The sequence below is a fragment of the Pusillimonas minor genome (assembly GCF_014237865.1).
Lineage (GTDB): Bacteria > Pseudomonadota > Gammaproteobacteria > Burkholderiales > Burkholderiaceae_B > Neopusillimonas > Neopusillimonas minor.
This window is the reverse complement of the sequence record NZ_JACJUU010000001.1, coordinates 219,735-245,753: the sequence shown is the minus strand read 5'-3', so window position 1 is coordinate 245,753 and position 26,019 is coordinate 219,735. Positions and strand designations below refer to the sequence as shown.

The 26,019-nt window shown below is 56.2% G+C and carries 27 protein-coding genes and 1 riboswitch; of the genes, 16 read left to right on the top strand and 11 right to left on the bottom strand.

What is annotated here, in order from left to right:
- Positions 1-64 precede the first annotated feature (64 nt).
- The 3 genes from pap to GTU67_RS01275 are packed head-to-tail and all read left to right on the top strand — an operon-like array spanning position 65 to position 3,677.
- Positions 65-1,645: a polyphosphate:AMP phosphotransferase gene (gene pap, locus GTU67_RS01285; protein WP_185778384.1), complete on the top strand. Its 1,581-nt coding sequence runs from the start codon at positions 65-67 to the stop codon at positions 1,643-1,645.
- Positions 1,635-2,711, top strand: a complete 1,077-nt coding sequence (locus GTU67_RS01280; protein WP_185778383.1) for a ligand-gated ion channel — start codon at positions 1,635-1,637, stop codon at positions 2,709-2,711. Before pap ends, GTU67_RS01280 begins: the two co-directional genes overlap by 11 nt.
- 39 nt (positions 2,712-2,750) lie before the next feature.
- Complete coding sequence (locus GTU67_RS01275) at positions 2,751-3,677, top strand: EamA family transporter (RefSeq protein ID WP_185778382.1); 927 nt, start codon at positions 2,751-2,753, stop codon at positions 3,675-3,677.
- 19 nt (positions 3,678-3,696) lie between these two features.
- Here GTU67_RS01275 and GTU67_RS01270 read toward each other — a convergent pair whose 3' ends face one another.
- Positions 3,697-4,113 carry a SirB2 family protein gene (locus tag GTU67_RS01270; RefSeq protein ID WP_346726950.1) on the bottom strand — a complete coding sequence of 139 codons (417 nt, stop codon included), beginning with the start codon at positions 4,111-4,113 and terminating at the stop codon, positions 3,697-3,699.
- Entirely contained in the window at positions 4,092-6,062 is a 1,971-nt protein-coding gene (locus tag GTU67_RS01265) for an ABC transporter ATP-binding protein/permease (RefSeq protein ID WP_185778381.1), read from the bottom strand. Before GTU67_RS01265 ends, GTU67_RS01270 begins: the two co-directional genes overlap by 22 nt.
- Before the next feature lie 170 nt (positions 6,063-6,232).
- Between GTU67_RS01265 and GTU67_RS01260 the strand changes: the two genes are divergently transcribed.
- Positions 6,233-6,607 carry a tautomerase family protein gene (locus GTU67_RS01260; RefSeq protein ID WP_185778380.1) on the top strand — a complete coding sequence of 125 codons (375 nt, stop codon included), beginning with the start codon at positions 6,233-6,235 and terminating at the stop codon, positions 6,605-6,607.
- Between the two features lie 73 nt (positions 6,608-6,680).
- Here GTU67_RS01260 and GTU67_RS01255 read toward each other — a convergent pair whose 3' ends face one another.
- From GTU67_RS01255 to panD, 3 genes are all read right to left on the bottom strand, one after another.
- Positions 6,681-7,364: a hypothetical protein gene (locus GTU67_RS01255; RefSeq protein WP_185778379.1), complete on the bottom strand. Its 684-nt coding sequence runs from the start codon at positions 7,362-7,364 to the stop codon at positions 6,681-6,683.
- A 111-nt stretch (positions 7,365-7,475) separates the two neighbouring features.
- On the bottom strand, positions 7,476-8,744 hold the full coding sequence (locus tag GTU67_RS01250; protein ID WP_185778378.1) for a purine-cytosine permease family protein: 1,269 nt from the start codon (positions 8,742-8,744) through the stop codon (positions 7,476-7,478).
- Between the two features lie 64 nt (positions 8,745-8,808).
- Positions 8,809-8,901: riboswitch (TPP riboswitch) on the bottom strand.
- 33 nt (positions 8,902-8,934) lie between these two features.
- Positions 8,935-9,348: an aspartate 1-decarboxylase gene (gene panD, locus GTU67_RS01245; protein WP_185778377.1), complete on the bottom strand. Its 414-nt coding sequence runs from the start codon at positions 9,346-9,348 to the stop codon at positions 8,935-8,937.
- Positions 9,349-9,549: 201 nt separating this feature from the next.
- Here panD and GTU67_RS01240 point away from each other — a divergent pair, with 201 nt between their 5' ends.
- Positions 9,550-11,181, top strand: coding sequence for a SulP family inorganic anion transporter (locus GTU67_RS01240; protein ID WP_185778376.1), 1,632 nt, complete (start codon positions 9,550-9,552; stop codon positions 11,179-11,181).
- On the opposite strand, the gene GTU67_RS15185 is transcribed toward GTU67_RS01240, so the two are convergent.
- The 6 genes from GTU67_RS15185 to glpK form a co-directional block, all read right to left on the bottom strand.
- Positions 11,135-11,323: a ribbon-helix-helix domain-containing protein gene (locus GTU67_RS15185; RefSeq protein WP_221893219.1), complete on the bottom strand. Its 189-nt coding sequence runs from the start codon at positions 11,321-11,323 to the stop codon at positions 11,135-11,137. The genes GTU67_RS01240 and GTU67_RS15185 overlap by 47 nt on opposite strands.
- 14 nt (positions 11,324-11,337) lie before the next feature.
- A complete protein-coding gene (locus tag GTU67_RS01235; RefSeq protein WP_185778375.1) occupies positions 11,338-11,910 on the bottom strand; it encodes a disulfide bond formation protein B in 573 nt (190 codons plus the stop codon).
- A gap of 9 nt (positions 11,911-11,919) precedes the next feature.
- Positions 11,920-12,078: a DUF5993 family protein gene (locus tag GTU67_RS01230; protein ID WP_185778374.1), complete on the bottom strand. Its 159-nt coding sequence runs from the start codon at positions 12,076-12,078 to the stop codon at positions 11,920-11,922.
- Between the two features lie 88 nt (positions 12,079-12,166).
- Positions 12,167-12,634: a TM2 domain-containing protein gene (locus GTU67_RS01225; protein WP_185778373.1), complete on the bottom strand. Its 468-nt coding sequence runs from the start codon at positions 12,632-12,634 to the stop codon at positions 12,167-12,169.
- 83 nt (positions 12,635-12,717) lie between these two features.
- Positions 12,718-13,797 (bottom strand): methyltransferase, encoded by a 1,080-nt coding sequence (locus GTU67_RS01220; RefSeq protein WP_185778372.1) that lies wholly within the window; start codon positions 13,795-13,797, stop codon positions 12,718-12,720.
- 19 nt (positions 13,798-13,816) lie between these two features.
- A complete protein-coding gene (gene glpK, locus GTU67_RS01215; RefSeq protein ID WP_185778371.1) occupies positions 13,817-15,313 on the bottom strand; it encodes a glycerol kinase GlpK in 1,497 nt (498 codons plus the stop codon).
- 682 nt (positions 15,314-15,995) lie between these two features.
- Between glpK and flhD the strand changes: the two genes are divergently transcribed.
- The 11 genes from flhD (at position 15,996) to flhB (ending at position 26,002) form a co-directional block, all read left to right on the top strand.
- Entirely contained in the window at positions 15,996-16,319 is a 324-nt protein-coding gene (flhD, locus tag GTU67_RS01210; protein ID WP_185778370.1) for a flagellar transcriptional regulator FlhD, read from the top strand.
- A 20-nt stretch (positions 16,320-16,339) separates the two neighbouring features.
- On the top strand, positions 16,340-16,912 hold the full coding sequence (gene flhC / locus GTU67_RS01205) for a flagellar transcriptional regulator FlhC (protein ID WP_185778369.1): 573 nt from the start codon (positions 16,340-16,342) through the stop codon (positions 16,910-16,912).
- A 155-nt stretch (positions 16,913-17,067) separates the two neighbouring features.
- Positions 17,068-17,937: a flagellar motor stator protein MotA gene (gene motA, locus GTU67_RS01200; RefSeq protein ID WP_185778368.1), complete on the top strand. Its 870-nt coding sequence runs from the start codon at positions 17,068-17,070 to the stop codon at positions 17,935-17,937.
- Between the two features lie 12 nt (positions 17,938-17,949).
- On the top strand, positions 17,950-18,936 hold the full coding sequence (gene motB, locus GTU67_RS01195; protein ID WP_185778367.1) for a flagellar motor protein MotB: 987 nt from the start codon (positions 17,950-17,952) through the stop codon (positions 18,934-18,936).
- 19 nt (positions 18,937-18,955) lie between these two features.
- Positions 18,956-21,178, top strand: coding sequence for a chemotaxis protein CheA (gene cheA, locus GTU67_RS01190; protein ID WP_185778366.1), 2,223 nt, complete (start codon positions 18,956-18,958; stop codon positions 21,176-21,178).
- Positions 21,171-21,671, top strand: coding sequence for a chemotaxis protein CheW (locus tag GTU67_RS01185; RefSeq protein WP_185778365.1), 501 nt, complete (start codon positions 21,171-21,173; stop codon positions 21,669-21,671). The genes cheA and GTU67_RS01185 overlap by 8 nt, the downstream gene beginning before the upstream one ends.
- Positions 21,672-21,683: 12 nt before the next feature.
- Complete coding sequence (locus tag GTU67_RS01180; protein ID WP_346726948.1) at positions 21,684-22,523, top strand: CheR family methyltransferase; 840 nt, start codon at positions 21,684-21,686, stop codon at positions 22,521-22,523.
- A 71-nt stretch (positions 22,524-22,594) separates the two neighbouring features.
- Positions 22,595-23,650 carry a protein-glutamate methylesterase/protein-glutamine glutaminase gene (locus GTU67_RS01175; protein ID WP_185778364.1) on the top strand — a complete coding sequence of 352 codons (1,056 nt, stop codon included), beginning with the start codon at positions 22,595-22,597 and terminating at the stop codon, positions 23,648-23,650.
- Positions 23,651-23,690: 40 nt separating this feature from the next.
- Entirely contained in the window at positions 23,691-24,080 is a 390-nt protein-coding gene (gene cheY, locus GTU67_RS01170; RefSeq protein WP_185778363.1) for a chemotaxis response regulator CheY, read from the top strand.
- A gap of 10 nt (positions 24,081-24,090) precedes the next feature.
- Entirely contained in the window at positions 24,091-24,747 is a 657-nt protein-coding gene (cheZ, locus tag GTU67_RS01165) for a protein phosphatase CheZ (protein WP_185778362.1), read from the top strand.
- 115 nt (positions 24,748-24,862) lie between these two features.
- Positions 24,863-26,002, top strand: a complete 1,140-nt coding sequence (gene flhB / locus GTU67_RS01160) for a flagellar biosynthesis protein FlhB (RefSeq protein WP_185778361.1) — start codon at positions 24,863-24,865, stop codon at positions 26,000-26,002.
- Positions 26,003-26,019: the final 17 nt, after the last annotated feature.

Genomic DNA, 26,019 nt, shown 5'->3' with positions numbered 1-26,019 from the left:
AACAATAACCTGAAATACAATGCAACACCGGCGCCTTGTTGCGTGGCTAAACCCTACATCCAGCATGTCAAAAATACTCAAAGCGTCTCATCACTTCGATCTTGTTCTTGACGAGGCCCAAGCCGACCCTTGCCTGGAAAAAGACAAGGCTAAAGCCATCATTGCCGACTTGCGCATCAAGTTGCTAAAAGCTCAGTACGCACACCTGAAAAAAGCGACACAGTCGGTTTTGGTGGTTATTACCGGCATCGACGGCGTGGGTAAGGGCGGCTGTATCAACATGCTTAACGAATGGATGGATCCGCGCCATGTGACAACACTTGCCTATGGCGAGCCGGCGGCCCACGTAGCGCAGATGCCTTATCTTTGGCGGTACTGGCAGCACCTGCCGCCCAAAGGTACGACGGGTGTCGTGTTTGGCTCGTGGTACCAGCGCCTCTTCGAGGCCCTGGCCGAAAAGAGCATCGACGAGACCCGTGTGCTGGATATTGCGCGTGAAATCCGCGAATTCGAAGCCATGCTGACCCACAACGGTGTACAGATCGTCAAACTGTGGTTTCACATGTCAAAAGAAGCCCAGCAAAACCGGGTCGATACCTTGTTGTCCGACCCGGATACTGCCTGGCAAGTCACGCCTATCGATCTTGAAGTGCGCAAAAAATTCGATCGCGCCAGAAAGGTGGGGGCGCTGGCAATGACGCTAACGCAAGATTCGCATGCCCCCTGGGTGGTTGTGCCGTCAGCCGACGAAAACACCCGACACATCTGCGCCGGACAGGCGGTTTTGGCGGCGTTGCGCCGACATGAACGCGTACCCGACCAGGCATTGCCCGAGCCCGACACCGACGCGTTGTTGTCTATGGCCGACCTGTCGCCTGCCAACGGCAACGGCGCATCGCGCGTCGTTTCGCTTGATCAGGTCGATTATTCGACCGGCATGAAAAAGTCTGAATACGAGCCGCTGCTGATTCAGCTTCAGGCGCGCCTGGCACGGTTGGTGCGCGACGCGCGCTTCAAGCACATACCGCTTATTTTGGCCTTCGAGGGGCAAGATGCTGCAGGCAAGGGGGGCGCCATTCGACGTATTACCCATGCGCTCGATGCACGGCAGTACCGCGCCATTCCTATTGCCGCGCCTACCGACGAAGAGTTGGCACGCCCTTATTTGTGGCGTTTCTGGCGTCGTATCCCCGAACGTGGTCGTATCGCTATCTTCGACCGGTCGTGGTACGGGCGTGTGCTGGTCGAGCGCGTAGAGGGCTTTGCCACTGAGCCGCAATGGCGTCGTGCATACGAAGAAATCAATCAATTCGAGAGCCAGCTGGTTGAGCAAGGGGCGGTATTGCTCAAGTTTTGGTTGGCCATTACCAAAGAAGAGCAGCTCGAACGCTTTAACGATCGCAAGCGCTCTGCATTCAAAAGTTTCAAAATTACCCCGGAAGACTGGCGTAACCGGGAACGCTGGGACGACTACGTGACTGCGGCAAACGACATGTTTCGCGAAACCAGTACGGCGGTTTGCCCGTGGCATGTCGTTTCGGCCAACGACAAACAGCATGCGCGCATTACCGTGTTGCGCACAATAGTCGATGCCCTTGAAAGGGCGCTTGAAAAACACAACGGGAATGGCAAGCATGCGCATTGATCTGAAATTATGGTGTCGTTTGTGTGCGCTGCTGCTGGTTGTGGTGTTGTTTGGGGTGTCGGGCCGGGTGCTGGCCGACATCGCCCCGCCCCGCGCCGACCAACCAACCGTTGTTCGCGCTTATCTTTACCTTGACGACATCAACGACATCAAGTTAACAACGGGCACGTACAGTATGACGGCGCAACTGGTGCTTAAGTGGCATGACCCCCGTCTGGCCTTTGCATCGTCAGACCAGCCCGATGCCACGCCCAAGGTCTGGATGGGCACGCGTGCCGAACGTTACCTCGAAACGATCTGGCACCCTACGTTGGATATCAGTGGAGAAAAGGGCCTGAGTGCCAATACCATCCATTCGTTGTCGGTATACCCCGACGGGTTGGTGTCGTTGCGCCAGAAGTTCACCACCTCGCCGCGCTTTGCAGGGGAGCTCGAGTATTTTCCCTTCGGTCGTTTAAACCTCGATCTGACGATTTCCAGTGTCATTATGGATGACACCCAGCTTGCATTTGAGCTGGGCGAACTCAGCCCGCGCGAAGACCTGGTCCGGGTCGATGCCGTTTTGCATGGCAACTGGGACCCTTTAAAAGTGCAGTGGGCGACTGGCTCGGTGACGATGCCCGACGAGCCGAACCGCAAGCTGCCGCAAATTAATGTCCAAATTCAGGTCGAGCACGACTTCGTCGATGGTGTTCACAAAATATTGTTGCCGTTGCTAATCGTTGGCTTGGCCTCGTGCGGGTTGCTCTGGATGAACTTCCTGGTGCAGCCGGCGTTTTCGTCGCCGCGTATTGCCGGCATCGTTACGCTTATTCTGACCACGATTGCGCTCAAGTTTGCACTTAACAACGAACTGCCCGTGCTGCATTATCTGACGCTGTCCGATGTCATGTTCAACACGACAATCATTATGCTCAGCCTGGCGATGCTGGCGTCGTGTGCCGTGGCCGCATTCTTTACCGATGGCAATAATGCGCATGCCCAAAGGCTCAACCGGTGGTTGCGCCTGGTGTACCCCGTGTTGTATGTGCTGGTATTGCTGGTGTCGTGCCTGGTGCTGTTGTAGCGGCCTGGCCTTAATATTTTTGCAGGGTCTTCGTTAAACGTGTCTTCGCTCAATTTACCCCGGGCAACTTTCTGGGCGGGGTTTGCTTTTGCACTGCTGGGGGCTGTTTTCTTCTCGGCCAAGGGTATTGTGGTCAAGCTCACGTACCGGTATCCCGGGGTCGACGCCATCACCATCATCAGCTTGCGCATGCTGCTGGCCGCGCCGTTTTTTATGGTGGTGGCGTGGTTTCAGGCCCGCAAGGCAAAGCGGGGGCTAATCCCACGCTTAACCCGCAAAGACAGCCTGCAGCTTGTGTTTTTGGGCTTCATTGGCTATTACCTGTCTAGTTTTCTGGCATTTTTGGGCCTGCAAACCATTTCAGCCGGGCTCGAGCGTGTCGTGCTGTTTTTATCGCCCACGTTTGTGCTGCTTATCACCGCGTTTTACTTCAAGCGTCCCATTGCGCCACGTCAGTGGCTGGCGCTGGCGCTGTCTTATGGCGGGGTCGTGTGTGTTTTTCTTAACGACCTGTCGTTCAGTGGCGATGCTGTGGTTTTGGGTGCGGGCCTTGTGTTGGCCTCGGCACTGTGTTATTCCGTCTATCTGATCGGTTCGGGCGAAATCATGGCCCGGGTGGGGGCGACGCGCCTGGTGGCCTATGCCATGCTGGTATCCACCGTGTTTACGTTGGTTCAGTTTTTCTGGGTGTATTCATGGCAAGGGCTGGCATTGCCTTGGCCCGTGTACCAGTTGTCTTTCATTCATGCCACCTTAAATACAGTGGTGCCCACCTTCATGATCATGTGGGCAGTAGCGCGCATTGGTGCGCCGCTGACTGCCCAACTGGGTTTGATCGGGCCGGTGTCGGTTTTGTTTTTGGCCGCGTGGATACTGGGCGAAGCCATTACGCCGTTGCAGCTTGTAGGCACGGCATTTGTACTGACCGGGGTGCTGGTATTGGGCAAGCGCCCCAAAGTGCGTTAGGCGCGACAACAGTTTGCGCTTACGCCAGCCAAGACAACGGGCTGTGTTTTATGGCCACGCCCACAATATAGGCAAAAATCACCACGGCAATAATGGCTGCGGCGGCCCGACTGCCCGGCGTTTTACCACGCTTGATGGCAATGGTGCCCACGACAATGTACAGCACCAGGGCAATCAGTTTGGCGATGATCCAGTCTTGAAAAAAGCCGATTTGCACGGCCATGGCAACGCCGCAAACCAGAAGTACGGTATCGATGATGTGCGGGGCGATCCGCACCAGCTTTTTTTGTAATGCGGCCGACTCAATAACCGACCAGTACGCGCGAATGACGAAAAACAGCAGGCTAAGTGCGGCGGCTGTGGTGTGCAGATGTTTGAGTGCCAGGTACGACATAGAATGCAAGGGCAGTCGGGTCAGCGCGTGCTGATGTCCCAACCGCCGTCTCCTTTAAGGTTAAGTTGAACAGGGTGGTGTCTGACCAACGTGCTGCGATGCCCGACGCTGATCAGTAAGGTGTCTGGAAGGTGCTGGGCGACCAGGCGGTACATGGCGTCTTCAAGGCCTTCGTCCATGGCCGACGTAGCCTCGTCTAAAAAGGCCGCTGCAGGTTGCGCCAGCAACAAGCGGCCGAAAGCCAGTCGTTGTTGCTCGCCCAGCGATAATATCCGGCTCCAGTCGGCGTCTTCGTCAAGACGGTCGGCCAGGTGGCCAAGCTGCACAGCATCAAGCACCTGACGGGCGCGCTGGTCACGGGTTGCCTGCAGTGCTGCTCCGGTCGACCGATCGGGCGCGCTCGGGGCTTCTGTGGTTGGTGTATCCGCGTGATCGAATTGGGTGTTGGCGACCAGACGGTCAAGGTTCTGGGGCGCGCTGCCTGCGCTGGCAACGGCAGCGGCTTCCAGCGTTGCGGTATCCGCATTGCCAGCATTCTCAGGAAGCGCGCCGCTAACCGCATTAGGGTAATGCAAGGCGTCGCGCAGGCTGCCCAGGGGCAGGTAGGGCTTTTGTGCCAGAAACAGCATTTGGCCTTGGGGTCGGGTAATTGCGCCGTCGCAGTAGGGCCACAAGCCTGCAATAGCGCGCAGCAAAGTGGTTTTGCCCGAACCAGACGGGCCGCGGATCAACATCGCTTGCCCGGCGTGTACTTGCGTAGTCAGGTTTTCTATCAGCAGCTTGCCGGCAGGTGTCCGCACGGTCAGGCCGTCCAGCTTCAACGCCTGGCCCGCAGACTGCACTTCTGGCTTGGGCAGTTTGGCGGCATCGTCGATAGCCTGCGTAAAGCCGGTCAGACGGTCTAGTGTGGCGCGGTAAGACGCAAAGTTGTCGTAAGCATTTCGGAAGAACGACAGGTTGTCTTGCAAGCGCCCAAAAGCCTGGGCGGTTTGCATCAGGTCGCCCAGGCTGATCTGTTTCGAGAAAAAACGTTGGGCCTGAATAATAAACGGAAACACAACGGCGGCCTGGGTAACCGAAAAGTTGAACCCCAGAAACTTGAGCGAGCGATAAACAATGGCCCAGGCATTGCTGATGACTTGCGCAAAACGATGCTTGAGCAGGGCGGTCTCGACTTTCTCGCCGGCGTAAAACGCAATGCTTTCTGCGTACTCGCGCAGACGTACCAACGCATAACGGTAGTCGGCGTTGAAGCGTTCGTTCAAGAAGTTAAGCAAAATCAGCGGGCGGCCAATGCGTATGGCAAAAATAGTGGCCACCAACACGTAAATGAACACTAAAAACACCATGCCCCGCGGGATTTCGGTGCCGAACAGGGCCAGCGGGCCCGACAGCCCCCATAAAATCAGTGTGAACGCGACGGTTGATACCAAGGCATCGACCACACCCATCGACAAGGTCAACGAAGACTCAACAAACACCGTAACGTCGTACTGGATGCGCTGGTCGGGGTTGTCGATGCCTTTTTTAAGATGTTGCGTGCGGTAATACGACTCGCCGCCCAGCCAACGATCAAGCATTTGCTCGTTCAGCCAGGTTCGCCAATGGATGGTAAAGGCTTGTTGTACGTAGAAGTCAAGCAGTGATCGCAGCACGTGCACCGTGGCCAGCGCGGCAAACAGCCACATGGCCAGCCAGAACCCGGCTTCGTTCAGGTCTTGCAGTGCGCTGTACATGGTGTTGTACCAATTGGAAAACAGCACCTGCAGGCGCACACCCGCCAACGTTAAAAACAGGATGAAGGCAACGGCCAATATTGGCCGCAAGCCGCGTTTGGGCGAAAAGTACGCGCCCGACAGTTGCCAGAACTGTCGTCCCCAGACGGTGCGCTTGGCCAGCAGCCATACCGTGAGCGCGAAGCAAACCAGGGTAATGGCGTAGGTCTTGGCGATCCACAGCCCGCTACTGATGAGTTCTGAAGTCCAGTCCATTCACGTCCTGCGCTTTGGTGTTGTGGTTATTTAATAAGGCACAAATTGTGCTTCGATGCTGCCGCTATCCAGCATGCAAAATGACTTTTGGGGCGCTGTGCGACGATGCTTGTCAGGTTGGCATCACGACAGCGATAATGATCTGTCATCATTCACTACAAGGGTTGTTCATGCCATTCATCACTATTTCCGCCACTCAAAGCTTTAGCCAAGAACAAAAGAAAGCCTTGCTTCATAAGGCCAGCGATGCTGTCATCGAAGCGGTAGGGGCGTCTTTGAAATCAGTCCGCGTGATGTTACATGAATTGCCAGGCGGCCACTACCTTGCCGAAGGCAAGCTCGACACCCCCGCTATCAATTTCCGTGTCGACATGATCGAAGGGCGCACCGAGCAGCAAAAAGCAGCGCTTATTGCCGGTTTAAGCAAAAGCGCTCACGAGGCAACCGGTATTTCCGAAGACGACGTGCGTGTGTGGCTTATCGATATGCCAAGCACTAACGTCGGTATGGCGGGCGGCAAAACGGCCCGTCAGGCGGGCCGTTAAAAGGCATGATGTTGTCGGTGCTTATGGCCATGGCTTCATGGCCATTGTTTTGCACCGGCGGTAGCCGTATCGTTTACTGCCCCAGGTTTTCAATGGCATCAACCACCAGGTTGGTGCCTACGGCCAGCATCAAAATATCCGACGCTACCCGCACGTAGCGGTGGCCTGACGGCGGGGGGCCTATGCGGGCCAGCAGGGGGCCGTCCAGTTCATAGAACATTACATCGGCCCCTAGCGGGTAACCGCGTCGCCATTGCCTGGCCTGGCCCGGAGGCATGCAACCGTTGTTTTTCTTGGCCAGGCCCGGCGGGCAGTTGCCGGCACGATACATGTCCCGGAAATAGTCGTGTGCATACCGGCGCTGATCGTCATTGAAACTGAAGCGTATTGACATGTCGGCGCCGCCGCGCGTGCCTGGGCCCATTTGCCGCCCGCCGCCCTGGCCCATGCCATTGGCCGACCCGGGGCCGCTGCCTTGCCCCATGCCCGGGCCGCTACCAGGGCCTTGGCCCGAACCATTACCGTATTTCGGGCCAGACCCCGGCCCTTTGCCTTGACCCGCGCCAGGACCTTGCCCGGGCGTGCCTTGTATATTCGGGCCACCCCGCCCCTGGCCATTGCCTGGCCCCTTGCCTTGCCCGGCACCAGGGCCATTTTGCACGAAGTCGGGCACCTGGGCCGAGGCGGGGGCTGTAGCCAGTAACCCGGCTATAGCCAGTGCCGCCGCAGCGCCACGCCATGCTGAAGACATTTTCATGACAGTCCTCCCGTTTGTTATGGACAGCACCAGTGTATGCCTGTCAGGCGTATCTTTCTTCATCAAATCATGCAAAAAAATGGCGCATTGTTACAAATGCGCCTGTTGCACTTATTTTCGGGTCAGTGCAGCCAACGTAAAGGTAATGGCCAGCGTCGGCAATGCCGAACCGAACCCGGGTGCCCATTGGCCAATGCCGTGATAGCAGGCAATCCCCAAAATCCATAACGCGGCGGCTGTCCAGTCTATGGCGCGACCATCCGGGCGCAATTCAGACTTTACAAAGCCCTGGCGGCCCAAAATGACGCCATATAGCGGCACAAATACCGAGCTCAACATCAGCAGGAAGGGTTCGAGTGTGTGCATGGGCAGCAGTGTGGCCAGCACCATGCTGACAACGGCCAGCGTCAAGCCCCATCTGCGGATGCTCCAGCGTGGCATCAGGCTGTGCGTGGATACCGAGCCCGAATACAGGTCGCCGTATGCATTGTCGAGCTCGTCAATCATGATCAGGCCAAGTGCGATCAGGCCGCCTTGCGCCAGCAGCAAGGCGCTGACCAGGCTGGTATTGGGTTCGGCTACGCTGACCACGACCACACCCAATGCATAACACCAGATATTGGCAATGGTGTAGCCCAGCCACGTGCCGCCCATGGCGCCCCGGCCGCTGCGGCCGTGGCGGGCATAGTCGGCCACGAGGGGCAGCCACGACACCGGCATGGCAATCACCAGGTCCATGGCAGAAAACAGACCCATCGAGCCGTTTCCTGGCCGGTTCCACATGGCCTCGAAGCCCTGAGCTTGCAATTGCCCCAGAAATTGCCAGCTTAGCCAGATAAGCGACAGCACAACCAGGGGTAGACCAAAGCGGCTGATGAATTTGCGAACGAGCGTGATCATTGAGCCGGCGAGCAATGCCATCAGGATGGCACCCCAGAACAACGTCACCAGCACGATGCCCAGCGGCCCGCTCAGGTCAATGCCAAAGGCCTGCCGGGTAATGGCGGTAGTGCCCTCGCGCATGATGACAAGCTCGAATGTCGTCCAGCCCAGAAGCTGAATAATATTGAGCAAGACGGGCAGGCGGGCGAACGCGTTGCCGTAGGTGCAGTGGATCAGCCCCGCACTGGAAAGCCCCGAGTTGCACCCGGTGCGCGCAACCCAGGCCAGCAAGCCCGAGCCCACAATCGAACCCAGCAAAATGGCCGTCACGGCATCTTTGGTGCCAATAGCCGGCACAAGGTAAGCACCTACCTGCATTACAAGCAGACCGACCCCCAGGCTGAACCAGAGCGAGGCGTGCTCGTGCCAGCCAAAAACGCGGTCGGATTGAGGTATAGGTGTAAGTGCCTGATTATGAGGCGTAGAACTGTTTGTCATGGCAGACCCAAAAAAGGCAGGGGCGACAAACAGGCTGACTGAAAATCGGGATGGACTTCGAGCGTCAGCGTTGACGTCGCTTTCCTGCGCGAGGATTATCTCAACAGGTTCAAAGGGACTATCTCAGCCGCAAATTGCGGCACCCCCAGCGAAGCGCCAAATTGTACTGGCTCTGTGTAAAAAAGCCAGCCTAGTCGAATTTGATGATGTTGAATGCCAGACGATTGTGTTCGTCGCGGCTGACGTCGTAGCCCAGGCGCTCGTTGATGGAGTTGTCGGGGTGGAAGGTCAGGACGACAGGTTTGATGTGCTCCAGCTCTTGCTCGGTCACGTAAACCGCGTTGCAAATGATGATCTCGTCGCCCTTTTGGCAGGTGCGGGCCGCCGCACCGTTCAAAATGCAACATTGCGAGCCCCGTTCGCCATAAATGACGTAGGTGCTGATACGCGCACCGGAGTGCTTGTTCCAGATGTCCACGAACTCCATGGGCAAAATGCCCGCCGCTTCGCAGTGGTCGGGGTCAAGCGTAATAGAACCGTGGTATTCAAGATCGGCGCCTGTGACATGAATGCCATGCAGTTTGCCGGCGACTACTTTTCTCACTGTTGTCTCGGGTAAAGAATTAACAAGCTGAACATTGTAGTTTTTTTCGTCGCCATGAAGTTAAATCTGTAAAGCGATAGCGACGGAGATGGAATCGTTTTATGCAGTAAGGCCTATGAAACAGGCTTTTAGGGTAATTTAATTATCATCAAATTATAATATTCGGCATATTGATTCAATTTGCTTTTTAGCGGAGGGGCCATGTTTGCATTGCTCGAGGCTTATCGATCCGGGCTGCTCGACCGGTCCCACTGGCTGCCCAATATTGTGGCCGGCGTCATTGTGGGTGTGGTGGCGTTGCCGCTTGCCATGGCGTTTGCAATAGCCAGCGGCGCCAAGCCCGAACAGGGGTTGTACACGGCCATTGTTGCCGGTTTGCTGGTCTCGGTTTTTGGGGGGAGTCGCGTCCAGATAGCCGGGCCTACCGGTGCTTTTATTGTCATTTTGTCGGGTATTGTGGCAACACACGGCATTCAGGGGTTGCAGATTGCCACCTTGATGGCCGGGGTTATTCTGCTCTTGCTGGGGGTTGCCCGGCTGGGCGCCGTCATCAGGTTTATTCCGCAGCCCGTCATCGTGGGGTTTACCGCGGGTATCGGCGTCATTATCTGGGTAGGTCAATGGAAAGACTTCTTTGGTCTGCCCATAACGCCCGAAGGACACTTTCATCAGAAAGTTTTGCAGATGCTGCAGGCATTACCCAGCCTTAGCCCGGTTGCGACACTTTTTGGCGTTGTATCGCTGGCGCTGTTGTTGATTATTCCCCGGGTGCCGCGCTTTTCAAAAATACCTGGCCCGCTGGTTGCTTTGGTGGCCATGACAACGCTGCAGTCGGTGTTTCAGTTTCAGGGCGTGCCAACCATTGGCAGCGTTTTCGGCGAACTGCCCCGAGGCCTGCCCACATTCGACTGGCCCGACATTACGTTGCTGCGCATGGTCGAGCTGATCGGGCCGGCGTTTGCCATTGCCATGCTCGGCGCCATCGAGTCGCTTTTATCGGCGGTGGTGGCCGACGGGATGTCGGGGTCGCGTCATAACTCTAATCAAGAATTGATCGGGCAGGGTCTGGCCAATATGGCCGCACCTTTGTTTGGCGGCTTTGCGGCAACGGGCGCGATTGCCCGTACGGCGACCAATATCCGCAATGGGGGCAACAGCCCGCTGGCAGGCATTGTCCATTGCGTCACGCTGGTACTGATTATTCTGTTTTTGGCCCCATACGCAAAAAATGTACCGTTAGCCACACTGGCGGCCATATTGTTTGTGGTGGCCTGGAACATGAGCGAACTGCCCCATTTTGTGCGCTTGGTAAAGCGGGCACCACGGGCCGATGTGGTCATTTTGTTGCTGACATTTGCACTGACGGTGTTTGCCGACCTGGTGGTAGCTGTAAATATTGGTGTGGTGGTGGCCATGCTGCATTTTTTACGGCGCATGGCCGACAGCGTAACTGTCACGCGGCAGTCGTCGGCGCAACTGGCGCGTGACTTCGGGGTTGCCGAGTCTCGGGTGTTGCCCGGCGTGCAGGTTTATTCGGTCGAAGGGCCCTTGTTTTACGGCGCCTCAGATGCCTTTGCCGATGGCTTTTCGGGGCACAAGCCGGTGGCGGGCGAAACGATTGTGATCCGGTTGGGGCGGGTGCCGTTTATTGATGCTACCGGGCTGCATGCCCTGGAAGGCCAGGTGCGCCGCATGACGACGGTAGGGGCAACTGTTTTGCTGGCCGAAGCCAACGTGCGCGTCGGCGAAAAAATCAAGAAAATGGGTTTGCCGTCTTTAACTGGGGTTAGTGTTGTGTCTTCTTTGGCGGATCTGTTTCGGCCAGATAGTTAACGCCGTGTTCGGCCAGGTAACCCCGAATAAGCTGCCGAACAACTTGTGAGGGTGTCAGGTCCTGGCTGGCACAGAGTTGTTCGAATGCTTCTTTTTTTCTTGGGTCGAGCAATACGGTGAGGCGCGCAGTTTTTGTTTCCATGCTGACCTTTGTCGTTATAGGGTTTGCTTAAGCCACAAGTAGTTGGTGGGGTTGTCGGGGCAGGCGCCAAAGCCGCATTCTAAAAGTGTAGACACACCATTTGCCGCAACCAGCAACAAGAAAACCCACATGACCAACCTGACGAAAACGTTGGGCGAGGCGCTGCTGGACAGTACGCTTTGCGCGCGGTCGATCATTAAAAGAAGCGCGCAAAAAATAATGATTAACACGAAGGCGACAAACGCCCAGGTATAAAAATGCAGGCCCAGGAAGGGGCTGCCATAGCCGGCGTCGCCCGGGCCAATATGCAACAGTGTTTGCCGGCCGGCAGCAAAGGCGCCGCCCAGCGCCGACAAGATAATGACCCCGTAGTGCAGCGGCGACGAACCGAACCGGGCGTTGAGCAAAAACCCCACACCGACAAGGATGAACGCGACACGTTGCAAGAGGCACAGCGGGCAGGGCAGTTCGTTGTAGGCGAATTGCCAGGCAAAGGCAAAACCCAGCACGACACAAATGCCAGCCAGCCCAAGGGTGTTAAGAAACCGGGGAAGCGTAAACGCGGCGCTGGCCTGATAGCTTTTCATGGGGCCGCCTTACAACGACAAACCGAGCGGGTCGGTTATGTGAAAATTGCACCACGCGGCAAAAATGACAAAACTGACGACCCAGGCCCATATGCAAGCTGCACGGCGGCCGGCCATGCCCAGCCAGATGGCAATGGTAAGTGTGATGAACGGTAAAACCATAATCATGGCTGGCCTTTTTGGGGAATCGCTTAGCAAGGTTGGACACATACTGTATAGATATTGTTGTCAGAAATGTATCGGGGTTTGCCAGAGTCTATTGACGCAAGGGGGTGAACTCTTCTTCGGTCATGAAAAAATAACGAATGGCATCAACAAGGCCAATGATGACCACCAAGGGCGCGAAGACCCAGAAAATAACCAGGTAAACAATACCCCAACCAATTTGGCCCAGGTAAAAGCGATGCGCACCCAGCCAGCCTAAAAACACCGCCAGCACGATGGCTATTTTGCGTTGGCTGGTGCGTTTGACCAGGGCTTGCCCGTGGTTGCGCAGCAACCAGATACTAATCGGTATGGTCACGACCAGCGCAATAAGAATTTTTGTCGTGTTTTGGTCAATGTAGTGTTTAACGGCGTAAAACACGTCGGCAAAATTATGCAGTACCAGCCCGGTTAAGTGCTGAACCCACGACAGCAGTTCGCGCCCGATGGTTTCACCAAAGGTAAGCGCGATCAATACAACCAGAAACACCGCGAGCGGGATGAGTATTTTTTGCATCATTTGGACTCTGTGCCTGAAAAATTGCCTGGACCCCAAGGCGTTCAAGGGGCAGTGCGCCTTAGTTTAACGGGTTTACGTGGCGCTTATGCGATCCGAAAACGCCAGAGCCGAGTTACTTCTTTGGCCCGGGCTGCGTGCAGCGCGTCGGTTGTGTCAAGGGTTTTGGGGTGACGGGGCCGGATGTCGTGGTGCGCCGTGACCACAAGGCCGCCGGTTGCCGCCCACTGCTCAATCGCATCGGGCTCGCGCAGGCCCAAATGTTCGGCCAGGTCCGACATAATCAGCCAGCCTTCGCCATTGGGCGCCAGATGTGGGGCGAGCCCTTGTAAAAACCACTTGAGCATCTGGCTGTCGGGGTCGTACACCGCAGTTTCAAGCGCCGACGTTGGCCGACCGGGCAACCAGGGTGGGTTGCAAACAATCAGGTCATACGTGTTTTCGGGGTAGCCTTCGCAGGCCATTACATTGATGCGGCCTGCAAGCCCTTGGCGCTGGATGTTTTCGGCCGCGCACGCCAGGGCTACGGGGTTGTTGTCGGTGGCGTCGACGTGTTCGATGCCCCGCTGGGCTAACAGCATTGCAATGACGCCGCTGCCCGTGCCTAAATCAAGTGCATGGTGTGCGCCCTTCGGAAGCGGGGTTGCCCGGATCAGGTCCAGGTATTCGCCCCGTATGGGCGAGAACACCCCGTAATGAACATGCAGGGGTTCGGGCAGGCCGTCGATAGCGACACCTTTTTTTCGCCATTCGTAGGCACTGACTGCGCCCAAAATTTGTCTGAGCGGGATCAGAGCGTCGTGTGAAAGCGGTTCGAACGCGGCGTGACAGGCTTCGGCAATGTCGGGGGCGCGCCGTAGCGACAGGGTATAACCCGGGCCGACGGGCACCAGCAAGCGGTTGAGCAGCTCGGTGCGTCGGGACTGCGCTTGCCGATAACGGTTGAAGGCCTCTTTGGGTGGCATGACGGCATCGTCGGCTTTGGGCTTGCGCCGCTTGTCGATGCGTTTGGCCAGTGCGGCAAGTAACTGCCGTGCCTGGTGGTAGTCGCCTTCCCAAACAAGGGAGCCGCCTTGCGAGAACCACGTGAACGCATCGTCTGCGCCGTAACCGTCATGGGCAACTTGTGGTTTTTTAGGTAAAACAGTGGGCGCGGGCAGTGGCATTAGTAATGAGTTGTTGTGTTTATTGTGGTACGCAGGCCTGGCGAACGGCGTGTTCCCATTGTTGCATTAATGCCTGCGCCTGTGCCGTTGAAATGCCCGGCGTAAAGGTGCGTTCTGGTTTCCAAAGTTGGGTCAGTTCGTCTGGCGAGGTGTAGGCGCCACACCCCAGGCCGGCCAACCAGGCGGCGCCAAGTGCGGTGGTTTCGGTAACGGTGGGCCTGACGACCGGGATGCCAAGCAAGTCGGCCTGAAACTGCATCAGCAAGTTATTTGCACTGGCGCCGCCGTCGACTCGAAGTTCGGATAGTGGCTGTCCGCCTTGCTGGGCGGTATCGCGGCTCATGGCAAGCAATAGCGCCGTGCTTTGAAAGGCGATGCTTTCCAGGGCTGCCCGCGCTATATGCGCTAACGTCGTGCTACGCGTCAGCCCGGTAATTGTCCCGCGGGCGTCGGGTTGCCAGTAGGGCGCACCCAGCCCCGAAAATGCCGGCACCACGGTAACGCCGCCAGCCGTGTCAACACTGCCGGCCAAGGCCTCAATGTCGGCACTGCGCTCAAAAGCATTCAGGCCATCGCGCAGCCACTGCACGATGGCGCCACCAACAAACACGCTGCCTTCAAGGGCAAATACAGGTTGGCTTGACGGTTGCGCGGCCCGGGTTGTAATAAGGCCGTTGGCCGATGGCTTTGGGGTAACGCCGGTGTGCATTAGCGCAAAGCAGCCCGTGCCATAGGTGTTTTTGGCCATGCCGTCTGAAAAGCATGCCTGGCCAAACAGGGCGCTTTGCTGGTCGCCGGCAATGCCGAATATGGGGATTTCGGCCCCGAACCAGTCTTTGCGGGCGTAGCCGAACAAGCCGCTGGAGGGCATTACGACGGGCAGCGATTGGGCGGTGATGCCGAACAAGGCCAGCAGGTCGGTGTCCCATTGGCCCGTATGTATATTGAATAGCAGGGTGCGCGATGCATTGCTGACATCTGTGGCAAAGGACTTGCCCCGGGACAGTTGCCAAAGCAGCCAACTGTCGACGGTACCGAACGCAAGGTGCCCGCCGTCGGCGCATCGTTTTGCCTCGGGGACGTTTTCAAGTACCCATTGCATTTTCGTGGCAGAAAAATAGGCGTCGAGGCGCAAGCCGGTAGCGCTCGAGATGGTCGTTTCGTATCCGGCGTCAATAAGCTGCTGGCACTGCACTTGTGTGCGCCGATCTTGCCAGACAATTGCGGGACAAAGTGGTGTCCCGTTGTGTGTGTCCCATGCAACGACGGTTTCACGTTGGTTCGTGATGCCAATGGCGAGTATTTCTTGCGGCCCGATATTTGCTTTCGCAATGACCTTCCTGGCCGTTTCAAGCTGGGTGCGCCAGAGTCGCAGCGGATCGTGCTCAACCCGATCTGGCCCTGGCGTTGCGGGCAAAAGTTCGCATTGTTCGATGGCGATAAGGGCGCCTGACAAGTCGAATATAATGCTGCGCGAACTTGATGTACCCTGGTCGAGGGCTAACAGGTAGGCCATGGTTTTAATATTTTTTAAATAACTTTTCAGTTTATCAATAAAAGTATGGGTTTAGGAATAGGCTTTTCTTCCTAGACCCTTTTTTTATTTGTCGATGTAAACTTTGTTTGGTAACCGCAACAAACTGTCACTAGATTCGTTTCTTGTTTTTTGGGTTTACCTAAAAAATATTTTTATTATCAATAGTTTGCTGTTTGTTGTGTGTGTGTTTTTCGCCGGGGCTGTAAATGCCGGTAAATGTTTTTTTGCGTGTTCGCGCGTTTTCCTGCCGCTACACGGCCTAGACCGGCAGGGCTAATTTTAGGTTAGGCGGCTTGTTTCGGTGTTGTTTGTGTGTTTGCTGCGCGGGTTGCCAGGTGGTTTTTTGGGTTTGCGGCTTTTTTTCAACATTTCGACGGGTTTTGTTGCTGTTTTGACATTAATCAATAGAACTATATGAAATAAAGACCACAATCCTCCGGGCTATGTTGTTATATAGAGTCGGGCTAGTATTTTCGGCGTAGGCCGTATTTGCTGGTTGTGCGGCTGTAAGCGGGTGGTAGTGGGGTATTTGGTAACGGTTTGTTATTTTTATATGCCCTTGTAGCTGTCATATAGGGCTCATAAACTGTTGCTAAGCTTGTGTTCAGGTTGCATGCGCAGTTTGTAGCCCATATGTGACACAAAATTAAGGAATTTGACAGTGTCTACGAAAGAAACAACTGCATTGTTGCAGGATATTCAAGAAGTTAACTTGTCGTACCTCATGCTGGCCCAGCGCTTGCTGCGCGAAAACCTCGCTGCAGGCATGTTCCGTTTAGGTATTGGCGAAGACGCTGCGGGTATTCTGCTCGAACTCTCTCCGGCCCAGTTGGTCAAGCTGGCTAGCTCCAGTTCGCTGGTGTGTGGCTTCCGTCTCGACGACTACAGCCTGCTGTCGTCGTTAACGCGCGACGTACTCGATGGCGTTCTGCAGCAAGCGCACGCCACTATCCTGCTTTCCAACCGTACAACGCAAACCGCGTAAGCGGGTGGCATTCGTTAGTCATGGCCTCTAAAAGCGTCGCCAAAGAAGCAGAAGAAATTATTCTTGCCTCTGAAATGATCGCGTTGGGTGCGCGCCTGCAGGTTTTGCAGGCCGAAACCTCCCTAAGTTACGACCGTCTGGCACGCTTGTACCGCGAAATCAAAGGGGCGTCGCCCCCAAAAGGTATGCTGCCTTTTTCGGTCGACTGGTTCATGACCTGGCTACCCAATATTCATTCAAGCCTGTTCTACAACATATACAGTTACCTCGACCGTTTCACGCCTGCCAAAAAGTCTCAGGCGCTTATTCAGGCGTACCGGCTTTACATCGAACAATCTGCCGCTGGTCGTTTGCCCGACGACGCCAACGAACCGGTGCTTAGTTTTACACGCGCCTGGATGCTGGTGCGTTTCTTTGAAAGCGGTTTGTTGCAACTGTCTACCTGTGTGCGCTGTACCGGTCATTTTGTGGCGCACGCTCACGATCCTCAGCACGATTTTGTTTGCGCTATTTGTCGTCCGCCGCCACGGGCAGGCAAAACGCGAAATCAACGGGCCGCCCGCGCCAAACAGCTTACGCCCGCCAGTTCCTGATGCATCCCGGCTTTTCAAAATCTGTCAGGCTGTATCAAACTGCGGTATGCTAGCGCGGTGATTTAGCCATAAAAATGCCCGTTAACGGGCATTTTTATGGCGCTCAAAACCGGCGATCATACCGGTCATGGCTAAAAGTTAAAAAAGGTTCGTTCGTGCTGATTCTTATTGGTTTCGTTGTTGTTACAGTATGTATATTTGGTAGCTATGTGGCCCTGGGCGGTCACCTGGGCGCCTTGTATCAGCCCTTCGAACTTGTGCTTATTGGCGGCGGGGCCCTGGGGGCCTACATTGCTGCCAATAACGGGCGCTCTATCAAGTTACTGCTCAAGGCTTTGCCCGCCGTATTAAAAAAGTCGCCTTACGACAAAACGCTCTACATGGAGCTGATGGCGCTGCTGTACGTGCTTTTAAATAAAGCGCGTCGCGATGGCCTCATGACCATCGAGTCCGACATCGAAGAGCCAGACAAGAGCCCCATTTTTGCCGAGTATCCTCGCATCCTCAAAGATCATCATCTGGTCGAATTCATTACCGACTACATGCGTCTGATGATCAGTGGCAACATGAGCCCGTTCGAAATCGAGACGCTCATGGATCAAGAGCTCGATGCGCACCACCAAGAGGCCAGCGTGCCAAGCAGGGCGCTAGCGATGGTGTCCGACGGTTTGCCCGCGTTCGGTATTGTGGCGGCGGTTTTGGGGGTTATCAAGGCGCTGGCGTCGGTCGATCAGCCGCCGGCCGTTCTGGCCGACCTCATTTCCAAGGCGATGGTGGGCACGTTTTTAGGTATTTTGCTGGCCTATGGCTTTGTATCGCCTTTGTCTTCTGCCATGGAAAGACGCAACGACGCCTCGCTCAAAGTGCTCGAGTGCATCAAGGTGACGCTGCTGGCCTACATGAACGGTTATCCGCCGCAGCTGGCGGTCGAGTTCGGGCGTAAGGTCTTGTTCTCTGCCGAACGTCCGTCGTTCAGCGAGCTCGAAGAGCATGTGCGTCAGACCAAGTCGGTCAAGAAAGCGTAACCGGGGCGTGCCATGAGCAGTACAGACGCCCCCCGCATTGTTATCCGACGTAAAAAACGGGGCCACGACGCGCACCACGGCGGTGCCTGGAAAATTGCCTACGCCGACTACGTCACGGCCATGATGGCCTTCTTTCTGGTGATGTGGCTGTTGTCACTGGTGCCCAAAGAAAATCTCGGGCAAATCGCCGAGTACTTCCGCATGCCGCTCATGGATGCGATTTCCGGGGGCAAATCCCTGAATGACAACAGTTCGGTCATTCCGGGGCAGTCGCCCAGTGTCATTCCCAACAAAAACCCTATTCAGTCGCGGCAAACGCCTGTCGACGACGAGGCCGACACGCGCGATACACGACGTCTTGAAGACTTGCGCGGTCAACTTGAAGAACTCATCAATACCGATCCGGTTCTGCGCCAGTTCAGGCCCCAATTGTTGCTCGACATGACCTCCGAAGGTTTGCGTATCCAGATCGTCGATCAGCAGAATCGCCCGATGTTTCAAACAGGTAGCGCCATTGTGCAGCCCTATATGCGCGAAATCTTGCGCGAACTGGGGCCGCTGTTCAATCAGTTGCCAAACTCGCTGACCATATCGGGCCACACCGACGCCACACAGTATGCGCGCGGTGAACGCGCCTACAGTAACTGGGAACTCTCGGCCGATCGTGCCAACGCGGCGCGCCAAGAGCTTATCGCGGGCGGTATGTCCGAAGAAAAGGTCAAACGAATTCTTGGGCTGTCCTCTACCGTCAGCCTGGTTAAAGAAGACCCGTATGCGGCCGTTAACAGACGGATCAGCCTGGTTGTGCTTAACGCCCGGTCTGAGCGTCGGATGGATCTTGAAAGCGCTACCGACAGTTTCGATGTTGATGCACAAGGCAACATCGTCGAAACACTCGAACAAAGTCTTCGGGCAGGTCAGGCTATGCCCGCCGACAACGCAACATCCGCTGCGCCCGACCCGGTGTCGCCGGCAGCGGATCAGGGCAATAACAACTAAAGAACCAGAAGGAAAGGCAATGAGCGAAGGGGTCGACCTTAGTCAGTTTTATGACATGTTTTTCGACGAAGCCGACGAGCTGCTGGCCGACATGGAGCAGACGTTGCTCCAGCTGGATATCGGTCAGCCCGATATGGATCAGTTGAATGCCATCTTCAGGGCCGCCCACTCTATTAAAGGGGGGGCTGGCACGTTCGGGTGCTTCGGGCAGCTCGCCGAAACCACCCACCTACTTGAAAACCTGCTCGATGCTTTGCGCCAGGGTGAAATGACCCTGCGCAAAGACATGGTAGATCTATTCCTGGAAACTAAAGACGTGCTTTCCGATCAAGTTGCTGCTTATCGCAATGGCGAGCAGCCCGATGCCGAAGCTTACGAGCGAATTTGTGAACAACTGCGCCAGTTGGCGTTGCAAGAGGGCGGCAAAGTGCCGGCCAGCCCCGCTGGGGGGATGGCCACAAGCGCCAGCCAGCCGCAGGTTGTTGCAACCCCGGCTGCCGACAGCGCCAAGCCAGCCGCCCCTGCAGTTGCCGTGCCGGCCGAATCAGCGCCAATCGCAACCAATGGCGCATCTGCCGACTTGCCTTTGCACGTCAGCCTGATCAATCTCAACGAGAAAGACGCCGAGGTTTTGCAGGCAGAGATGATGCTCATGGGCGACATACTGCATCAGGTCAAGGGCGATCAAACGCTCGATCTTTGGATCAAAACAACAGAGTCGGCTGCCGATATCGAGGCCGTATGCTGTTTTGTTGTCGATAGCAAGCAAGTCAAGGTGGCCGCACAGGCCGTACCCGGACAGGCCGATACTTCCGCGCCCGCAGCGCAAGTCGAGTCGCCGGTCGTGCCGGCCGCCCATGCCGCACCTGCCCCATCCGTGGCGGCTGCACAGGCCACGCCGGCAATTCAGTCGCCCGAACAAGTAAACACCGCAGCGGCACCCGACGCCGCTTCTGCGCAGCCGTCTGCTGCCGCTGCGTCTGCACCGTCGCCTGCCAAAGACCGCGACGCCGGCAAGGCAGCCAACAAAGAAGCCGGCACATTGCGTGTGGGGGTCGAAAAGGTTGACCAGATCATCAACCTGGTCGGCGAGCTGGTCATCACCCAGGCTATGTTGGTGCAAACGGCATCCACCCTCGACCCGGTGCTGCACGATCGCCTGCTTAATGGTATCGAACACCTTGAGCGCAACGCCCGCGATCTCCAAGAGGCTGTCATGTCTATCCGCATGATGCCCATGGACTACGTCTTCAGTCGCTTCCCGCGGGTGGTTCGCGAAAACGCCCTCAAGCTCAACAAAGAAATTCGCCTGATTACGAAGGGGCAGGCTACCGAGCTCGACAAGAGCCTCATCGAGCGCATTATCGACCCGCTGACCCACCTGGTGCGTAACAGTATCGACCACGGGCTTGAAACCCCCGAGGCCCGTGTGGCTAAAGGCAAAAAGCCCGAAGGTACGCTCACTTTGTCGGCCCAGCACCTGGGGGGGCAGATTGTCATCGAGGTCTCCGACGACGGTGCGGGCCTGAGCCGCGAACGCATTCTTAAAAAAGCCATCAGTTCGGGCTTCCCGGTGAGCGACAGCACGCCCGACGAAGAGTTGTGGCAGCTGATTTTTGCGCCGGGTTTTTCAACCGCCGAAAAAGTGACCGAAATATCCGGTCGTGGCGTCGGCATGGATGTCGTGCGTCGCAATATTCAGGACATGGGTGGTCATATCCAGTTGTCGTCACGCGCTGGGCAGGGCACGACAACCCGTATTTTCTTGCCGCTGACCCTGGCCATTCTGGACGGTATGTCGGTGCAGGTGGGCGAAGAAATTTTCGTGTTGCCGCTCAGTCATGTTACCGAGTCGTTGCAGCCCTCGCTCGAGCAGGTTCACAGCATTTCGCAAACCGAGCAGGTTTTGCACGTGCGCGGCGAGTATCTGCCGCTGGTGGCCCTGCACGATGTCTTCAGTGTCGATAACGCCCAAACCGATATTTCAAAATCAATTGCCGTTATTTTGCAGGCCGAAGAAAACCGCTTTGCGCTGCTGGTCGATCATCTCGTCGGTCAACAGCAAGTCGTGGTCAAAAACCTCGAATCGAACTACCGGAAAATTCCGGGTATTTCGGCAGCAACTATTTTGGGCGATGGCAGCGTTGCACTGATTGTCGATGTCTTTGCCCTGATGCGCATGACGTGCAGCAAAGGAACCCAGGCTACCGCTATGAAAGTTCTCGGAGAACAAAATGCTTAACGAAACAAATAACAAGACGCAACAGGTCGACGATACCGGTAAAGAGTTTCTGGTCTTTACTTTGGCCGCCCAAGAGTACGGCATTGATATCCTTAAAGTGCAAGAGATTCGCGGTTACGACAGCCAGAGCGTAACGCGCATTGCCAACGTACCGTCGTTTATCAAGGGCGTAACAAACCTGCGCGGCGTCATCGTGCCTATCGTCGATATGCGCTTGAAGTTCAACCTTGAAAATGTTGAATACAACAGCCAGACAGTCGTCGTTATTCTCAACCTCGAAACCCGCGTGGTCGGGGTGGTTGTCGACGGCGTATCCGACGTGTTGATGTTGCGCCCGTCGCAAATCAGCGCAGCGCCGCAGTTCGGCACGGCGTTTTCCACCGAATACCTCACGGGCATTGGCACCGTCGGCGAGCGCATGCTGATTTTGGTCGACATCGAAAAGCTGATGACCAGCAGCGAAATGGCGCTGGTCGAACAGGCTATTGTCTAAAAAGATAATCAATTGACAACCTCGGTTTTTGCGCAGATGTCGCCGGCAGTATTGCCTGTGACGCCAGAAGAATTTGAGCGGGCGACGCGTCTGCTGCATCAACGCACAGGCATTGTGGTGGGTGAACACAAGCGCGAGATGGCCACCCGCACCCTTAGCATGCGTGCGCGCAAGCTGGGTATGAATACGGTGTCCGAGTACTTGGGGTTTCTGCAGCAAAGCTCCGACGGATCCGAATGGGAAGACTTCGTCAATGCCTTTACCATCAACCACACGGCGTTTTTTCGCGAGCAGCACCACTTCGAGACGCTGCGAAATTTTGTCAAAGGGCGGCGCGGCCCCATAAGTATCTGGTGTTGCGCCTCATCAACCGGCGAAGAACCCTATTCAATCGCCATGACTTTGCAAGAGGCCATACCCAACGCGTCCAGTCAGGCGTCAATTTGGGCCACCGACATCGACACCCAGGCCATTGCGCGCGCCCAGAAAGGGGTTTACACCCTTGAACGCGTTAAAACGGTGCCCGAGCCCCTGTTGCGCAAGTATTTTTTACGCGGCAAAGATGCCAAGTCGGGGTTGGTTCGGGTCAAGCCCCTGTTGCAAGACATGATCAAATTCGAGCCGTTAAACTTGCTCGCGCCCAAGTGGCCAGCCGACAAAAAATTTGATGCCATTTTTTGCCGAAACACGATGATTTATTTCGACAAAGAAACCCAAACCAAAATTCTCGACCGGTTTGCCCCCATGCTCAAGCCCGACGGTTTGTTGTTTGCCGGTCACTCCGAGAACTTCACCTACCTGACCAAGGCCTTCAAGTTGCAAGGTCAAACGGTGTACGTTGTTGTTCGATAAGCAGTAATGCCTGTTAGCAGCCCTGCAGGTTAAAAAGATTTTTAGTAGCACATATACAAAAGGCCAAAGTCATGAAGAAAATCCGGGTGTTATGCGTTGATGACTCGGCTCTGGTCCGTGGGTTGATGACCGAGATCATCAACAAGCAGCCCGACATGGAAGTCGTGGCCGTCGCCCCCGATCCGTTGGTCGCTCGCGAATTAATCAAGCAACATAATCCCGATGTCCTGACACTGGACGTCGAAATGCCGCGCATGGACGGGCTCGACTTCCTGGAGCGTCTGATGCGGTTGCGGCCCATGCCTGTTGTGATGGTGTCGTCACTGACCGAACGCAATTCCGAAGTGACGCTTCGTGCCCTCGAGCTGGGTGCAGTCGATTTCGTCACCAAGCCCAAGCTGGGTTTGCGTGATGGTCTGATGGAATACAGCGATTTAATCGCCGATAAAATCCGCGCGGCAGCCAGTTCGCGCCCCCGGCCGCGTCCTGCAGCGACGCCTGGCGCACCAGCGAAGCGCCTGAATGCGGTGTTCTCGACCACCGAAAAGATCATCGCAATCGGGGCCTCTACCGGCGGCACCGAGGCCATTCGTCAGGTGCTGGTGCCGTTGCCAGCCAACAGCCCGGCGATTATGATTACGCAGCATATGCCCGCCGGGTTTACCAAGTCGTTCGTGCAGCGCCTCGACAATCTTTGCGCGGTTCGCGTCCACGAAGCCGAAGACGGCCAGCGTGTGTTACCCGGGCATGTTTACCTTGCACCGGGTGGCGTGGCGCACATGAAGCTGGCGCGCTCGGGCGCAAATTACGTGGTGCGCCTCGAAGAAACCGAGCCCGTCAACCGCCATCGGCCCTCTGTTGATGTGCTGTTTCATTCTGTGGCCCAGGTGGCCGGAAAGAACGCCGTTGGCGCACTGCTTACCGGTATGGGCAAAGACGGCGCCCAGGGTTTGCTGGCCATGAAACAGGCCGGCGCGGCGACTTTTGCGCAAGACGAGGCCAGTTGCGTGGTGTTTGGCATGCCGCGCGAAGCATTGCTTATTGGTGCTGCCGACGAGGCCGTACCGTTGCAACAAATAAGCGAAAAATTATTGTCCAGCGCGGGTGCCTACGGGCATCGCGTATAAGCTGCCAGGCGGGCAGTCATAAATTCAATCGGAGAGTAAAGTGGTTCAAAAAAACATCAAGATCCTCGTTGTGGACGACTTTCCCACAATGCGCCGGATCATCAAAAACCTGCTGAAAGACCTGGGCTTTGATAATGTCGATGAGGCAGAGGACGGCCAGATGGGCCTGGATAAAATCCGTAATGGTAGTTTTGACCTTATCGTGTCCGATTGGAATATGCCCAATATGGACGGCCTGACCATGTTGCAGCATATTCGTGCCGATGCGGCGCTGGCCAGTTTGCCCGTGCTTATGGTCACGGCCGAAGCCAAGAAAGAAAATATTGTCGCGGCCGCCAAGGCCGGTGCCAGCGGTTACGTGGTCAAGCCATTTACAGCGGCGGTTCTCGAAGAGAAACTGAACAAGATTTTCGAAAAGATCAACGCGTAAGGGGTTTGCCATGACGACCGAAGACCCGGGTGCGGTTGACGCCAGCCCCGAGCAGCACCCCGAGCTTATCCAGCGAATTGCGCATGTTACGCGCATGCTGCGCGAAAGCATGCGCGAGCTTGGCCTGGATCAAACCATTACCGAGGCCGCCGAAGCCATCCCCGACGCACGTGACCGGCTTGATTACGTCGCTCAAATGACCGAACAGGCGGCCAATCGCGTGCTGAACGCGGCCGAAGAGGCCCGGCCTTTGCAAGAAGAGATGCAGCGTCAGGCCGAGGGCCTTGATGCGCGTTGGCAAGAATGGTTCAAGCATCCGGCCGAGTTGACCGAAGCGCGCCAGTTGGTTGATGACACCCGTGCGCTGTTGCGCGATATCCCCGAGAAAACCCGGGTCTCGCAAGACAAGCTCATGGAAATTATCATGGCGCAAGACTTCCAGGATCTGACCGGTCAGGTCATTATGCGGATGCTTGGCGTTATCAGTGCCATCGAAACCGAGCTCGTTCAGGTGCTTATTAATTACTTACCCGAAGATCAGCGTCAGGCCAAGCAAAAAGAAATGGACTCCTTGCTTAATGGTCCGCAGATCAAGCCCGAAGGCAAACCTGAGGTTGTTTCCAGCCAGGATCAGGTCGACGATTTGCTGTCCAGCCTGGGTTTTTAGACCTGAATTAAGCGCCTTTCTCGGCGTTGCTTGCCACTTAGGTAAAATCGGCCAGCCCTTATACTCCGGGCAGGCAGGTTTTACCTTTTATTTTTTCCGGCAGCATTTTTAACCCATGGCAGAGGATAGCGACCTCGAAAAAACCGAATCAGCCACCCCCCGGCGCCTGGAAAAGGCGCGAGAAGAAGGGCAGGTGGCGCGTTCGCGCGAGCTCAATACCTTTATGCTGCTGGCCGGAGGCGTGGCTGGCTTATGGTTCATGGGCGGCGAGCTCTACCGTACCCTCACCGGGGTGATCCGGGCGGGCATGTGGTTCGACCAGCGGGTCGCTAAAGATACAGGGGTCATGACCGAACAGGCCGTCAGTTCGGCCTGGAACGCGCTGCTGATTTTGCTGCCGATTTTCGGAATATTGATCATACTGGCCGTGTTTTCGTCGGTTTCGCTTGGTGGGCTGTTGTTTTCCACAAAAGCCCTCGAACCCAAGTTCGAGCGCATGAACCCTCTGAAAGGCGTCATGCGCATGTTTTCGGCGCAAACCCTGGTCGAATTGATTAAAACCCTGCTTAAGGCAACGGTCATCGGCGGGATCTCGGCCGCGGTCATTTGGGCTTACCGCGACGACATGCTGGCACTGACCTACGCGTCGCCCACTGCGGCCTTGGTCAATGGCATGCGGTTGGTGGCTTTGTGCAGTGCACTTATTGTTGCCGCCTTATTGCTTATTGTGTTCATCGATGCGCCCTGGCAGTTGTACAGCCACCATAAAAAGCTGCGCATGAGCCGTCAAGACGTCAAGCAAGAGCATAAAGAAAGCGAGGGGGATCCTCACGTCAAGGGGCGCATTCGGGCGCAGCAACGCGCCATGGCACGGCGCCGCATGATGTCCGAAGTTCCCAAGGCCGATGTGGTAGTCACCAACCCTACGCATTATGCCGTAGCGTTAAAGTACGAAGATGGCGGCACGGGTGCGCCACGCGTGGTGGCAAAGGGCAGCGGCCTGATCGCCGCACGCATACGCATGCTTGCCGATGAACATAAAGTCCCCATGTTCAGCGCGCCGCCACTGGCTCGTGCCTTGCACGAGCATGTCGAGCTGGGGCACGAAATTCCTGTCGAACTCTATAAAGCGGTGGCCGAGATCTTGGCCTGGGTGTTCCAGCTGCGAAGCTGGAACAATGGCACGGGTGTAGAACCCCTTGTGCCCGACAATTTGCCGGTACCGCCCGAGCTCGACCCTTTGTCGGCTAAATAGCCAGGCACCTGAATTTA

Bases quoted from the DNA above. Each gene is read 5' to 3' on its own strand.
- pap (WP_185778384.1), top strand. From the start codon at position 65: ATGTCAAAAATACTCAAAGCGTCTCATCACTTCGATCTTGTTCTTGAC.
- GTU67_RS01280 (WP_185778383.1), top strand. From the start codon at position 1,635: ATGCGCATTGATCTGAAATTATGGTGTCGTTTGTGTGCGCTGCTGCTG.
- GTU67_RS01265 (WP_185778381.1), bottom strand. From the start codon at position 6,062: ATGGACTGGACTTCAGAACTCATCAGTAGCGGGCTGTGGATCGCCAAG.
- GTU67_RS01260 (WP_185778380.1), top strand. From the start codon at position 6,233: ATGCCATTCATCACTATTTCCGCCACTCAAAGCTTTAGCCAAGAACAA.
- GTU67_RS01255 (WP_185778379.1), bottom strand. From the start codon at position 7,364: ATGAAAATGTCTTCAGCATGGCGTGGCGCTGCGGCGGCACTGGCTATA.
- GTU67_RS01250 (WP_185778378.1), bottom strand. From the start codon at position 8,744: ATGACAAACAGTTCTACGCCTCATAATCAGGCACTTACACCTATACCT.
- GTU67_RS01240 (WP_185778376.1), top strand. From the start codon at position 9,550: ATGTTTGCATTGCTCGAGGCTTATCGATCCGGGCTGCTCGACCGGTCC.
- GTU67_RS15185 (WP_221893219.1), bottom strand. From the start codon at position 11,323: ATGGAAACAAAAACTGCGCGCCTCACCGTATTGCTCGACCCAAGAAAA.
- GTU67_RS01235 (WP_185778375.1), bottom strand. From the start codon at position 11,910: ATGAAAAGCTATCAGGCCAGCGCCGCGTTTACGCTTCCCCGGTTTCTT.
- GTU67_RS01230 (WP_185778374.1), bottom strand. From the start codon at position 12,078: ATGATTATGGTTTTACCGTTCATCACACTTACCATTGCCATCTGGCTG.
- GTU67_RS01225 (WP_185778373.1), bottom strand. From the start codon at position 12,634: ATGATGCAAAAAATACTCATCCCGCTCGCGGTGTTTCTGGTTGTATTG.
- GTU67_RS01220 (WP_185778372.1), bottom strand. From the start codon at position 13,797: ATGCCACTGCCCGCGCCCACTGTTTTACCTAAAAAACCACAAGTTGCC.
- glpK (WP_185778371.1), bottom strand. From the start codon at position 15,313: ATGGCCTACCTGTTAGCCCTCGACCAGGGTACATCAAGTTCGCGCAGC.
- flhC (WP_185778369.1), top strand. From the start codon at position 16,340: ATGGCCTCTAAAAGCGTCGCCAAAGAAGCAGAAGAAATTATTCTTGCC.
- motB (WP_185778367.1), top strand. From the start codon at position 17,950: ATGAGCAGTACAGACGCCCCCCGCATTGTTATCCGACGTAAAAAACGG.
- cheA (WP_185778366.1), top strand. From the start codon at position 18,956: ATGAGCGAAGGGGTCGACCTTAGTCAGTTTTATGACATGTTTTTCGAC.
- GTU67_RS01185 (WP_185778365.1), top strand. From the start codon at position 21,171: ATGCTTAACGAAACAAATAACAAGACGCAACAGGTCGACGATACCGGT.
- GTU67_RS01175 (WP_185778364.1), top strand. From the start codon at position 22,595: ATGAAGAAAATCCGGGTGTTATGCGTTGATGACTCGGCTCTGGTCCGT.
- cheZ (WP_185778362.1), top strand. From the start codon at position 24,091: ATGACGACCGAAGACCCGGGTGCGGTTGACGCCAGCCCCGAGCAGCAC.
- flhB (WP_185778361.1), top strand. From the start codon at position 24,863: ATGGCAGAGGATAGCGACCTCGAAAAAACCGAATCAGCCACCCCCCGG.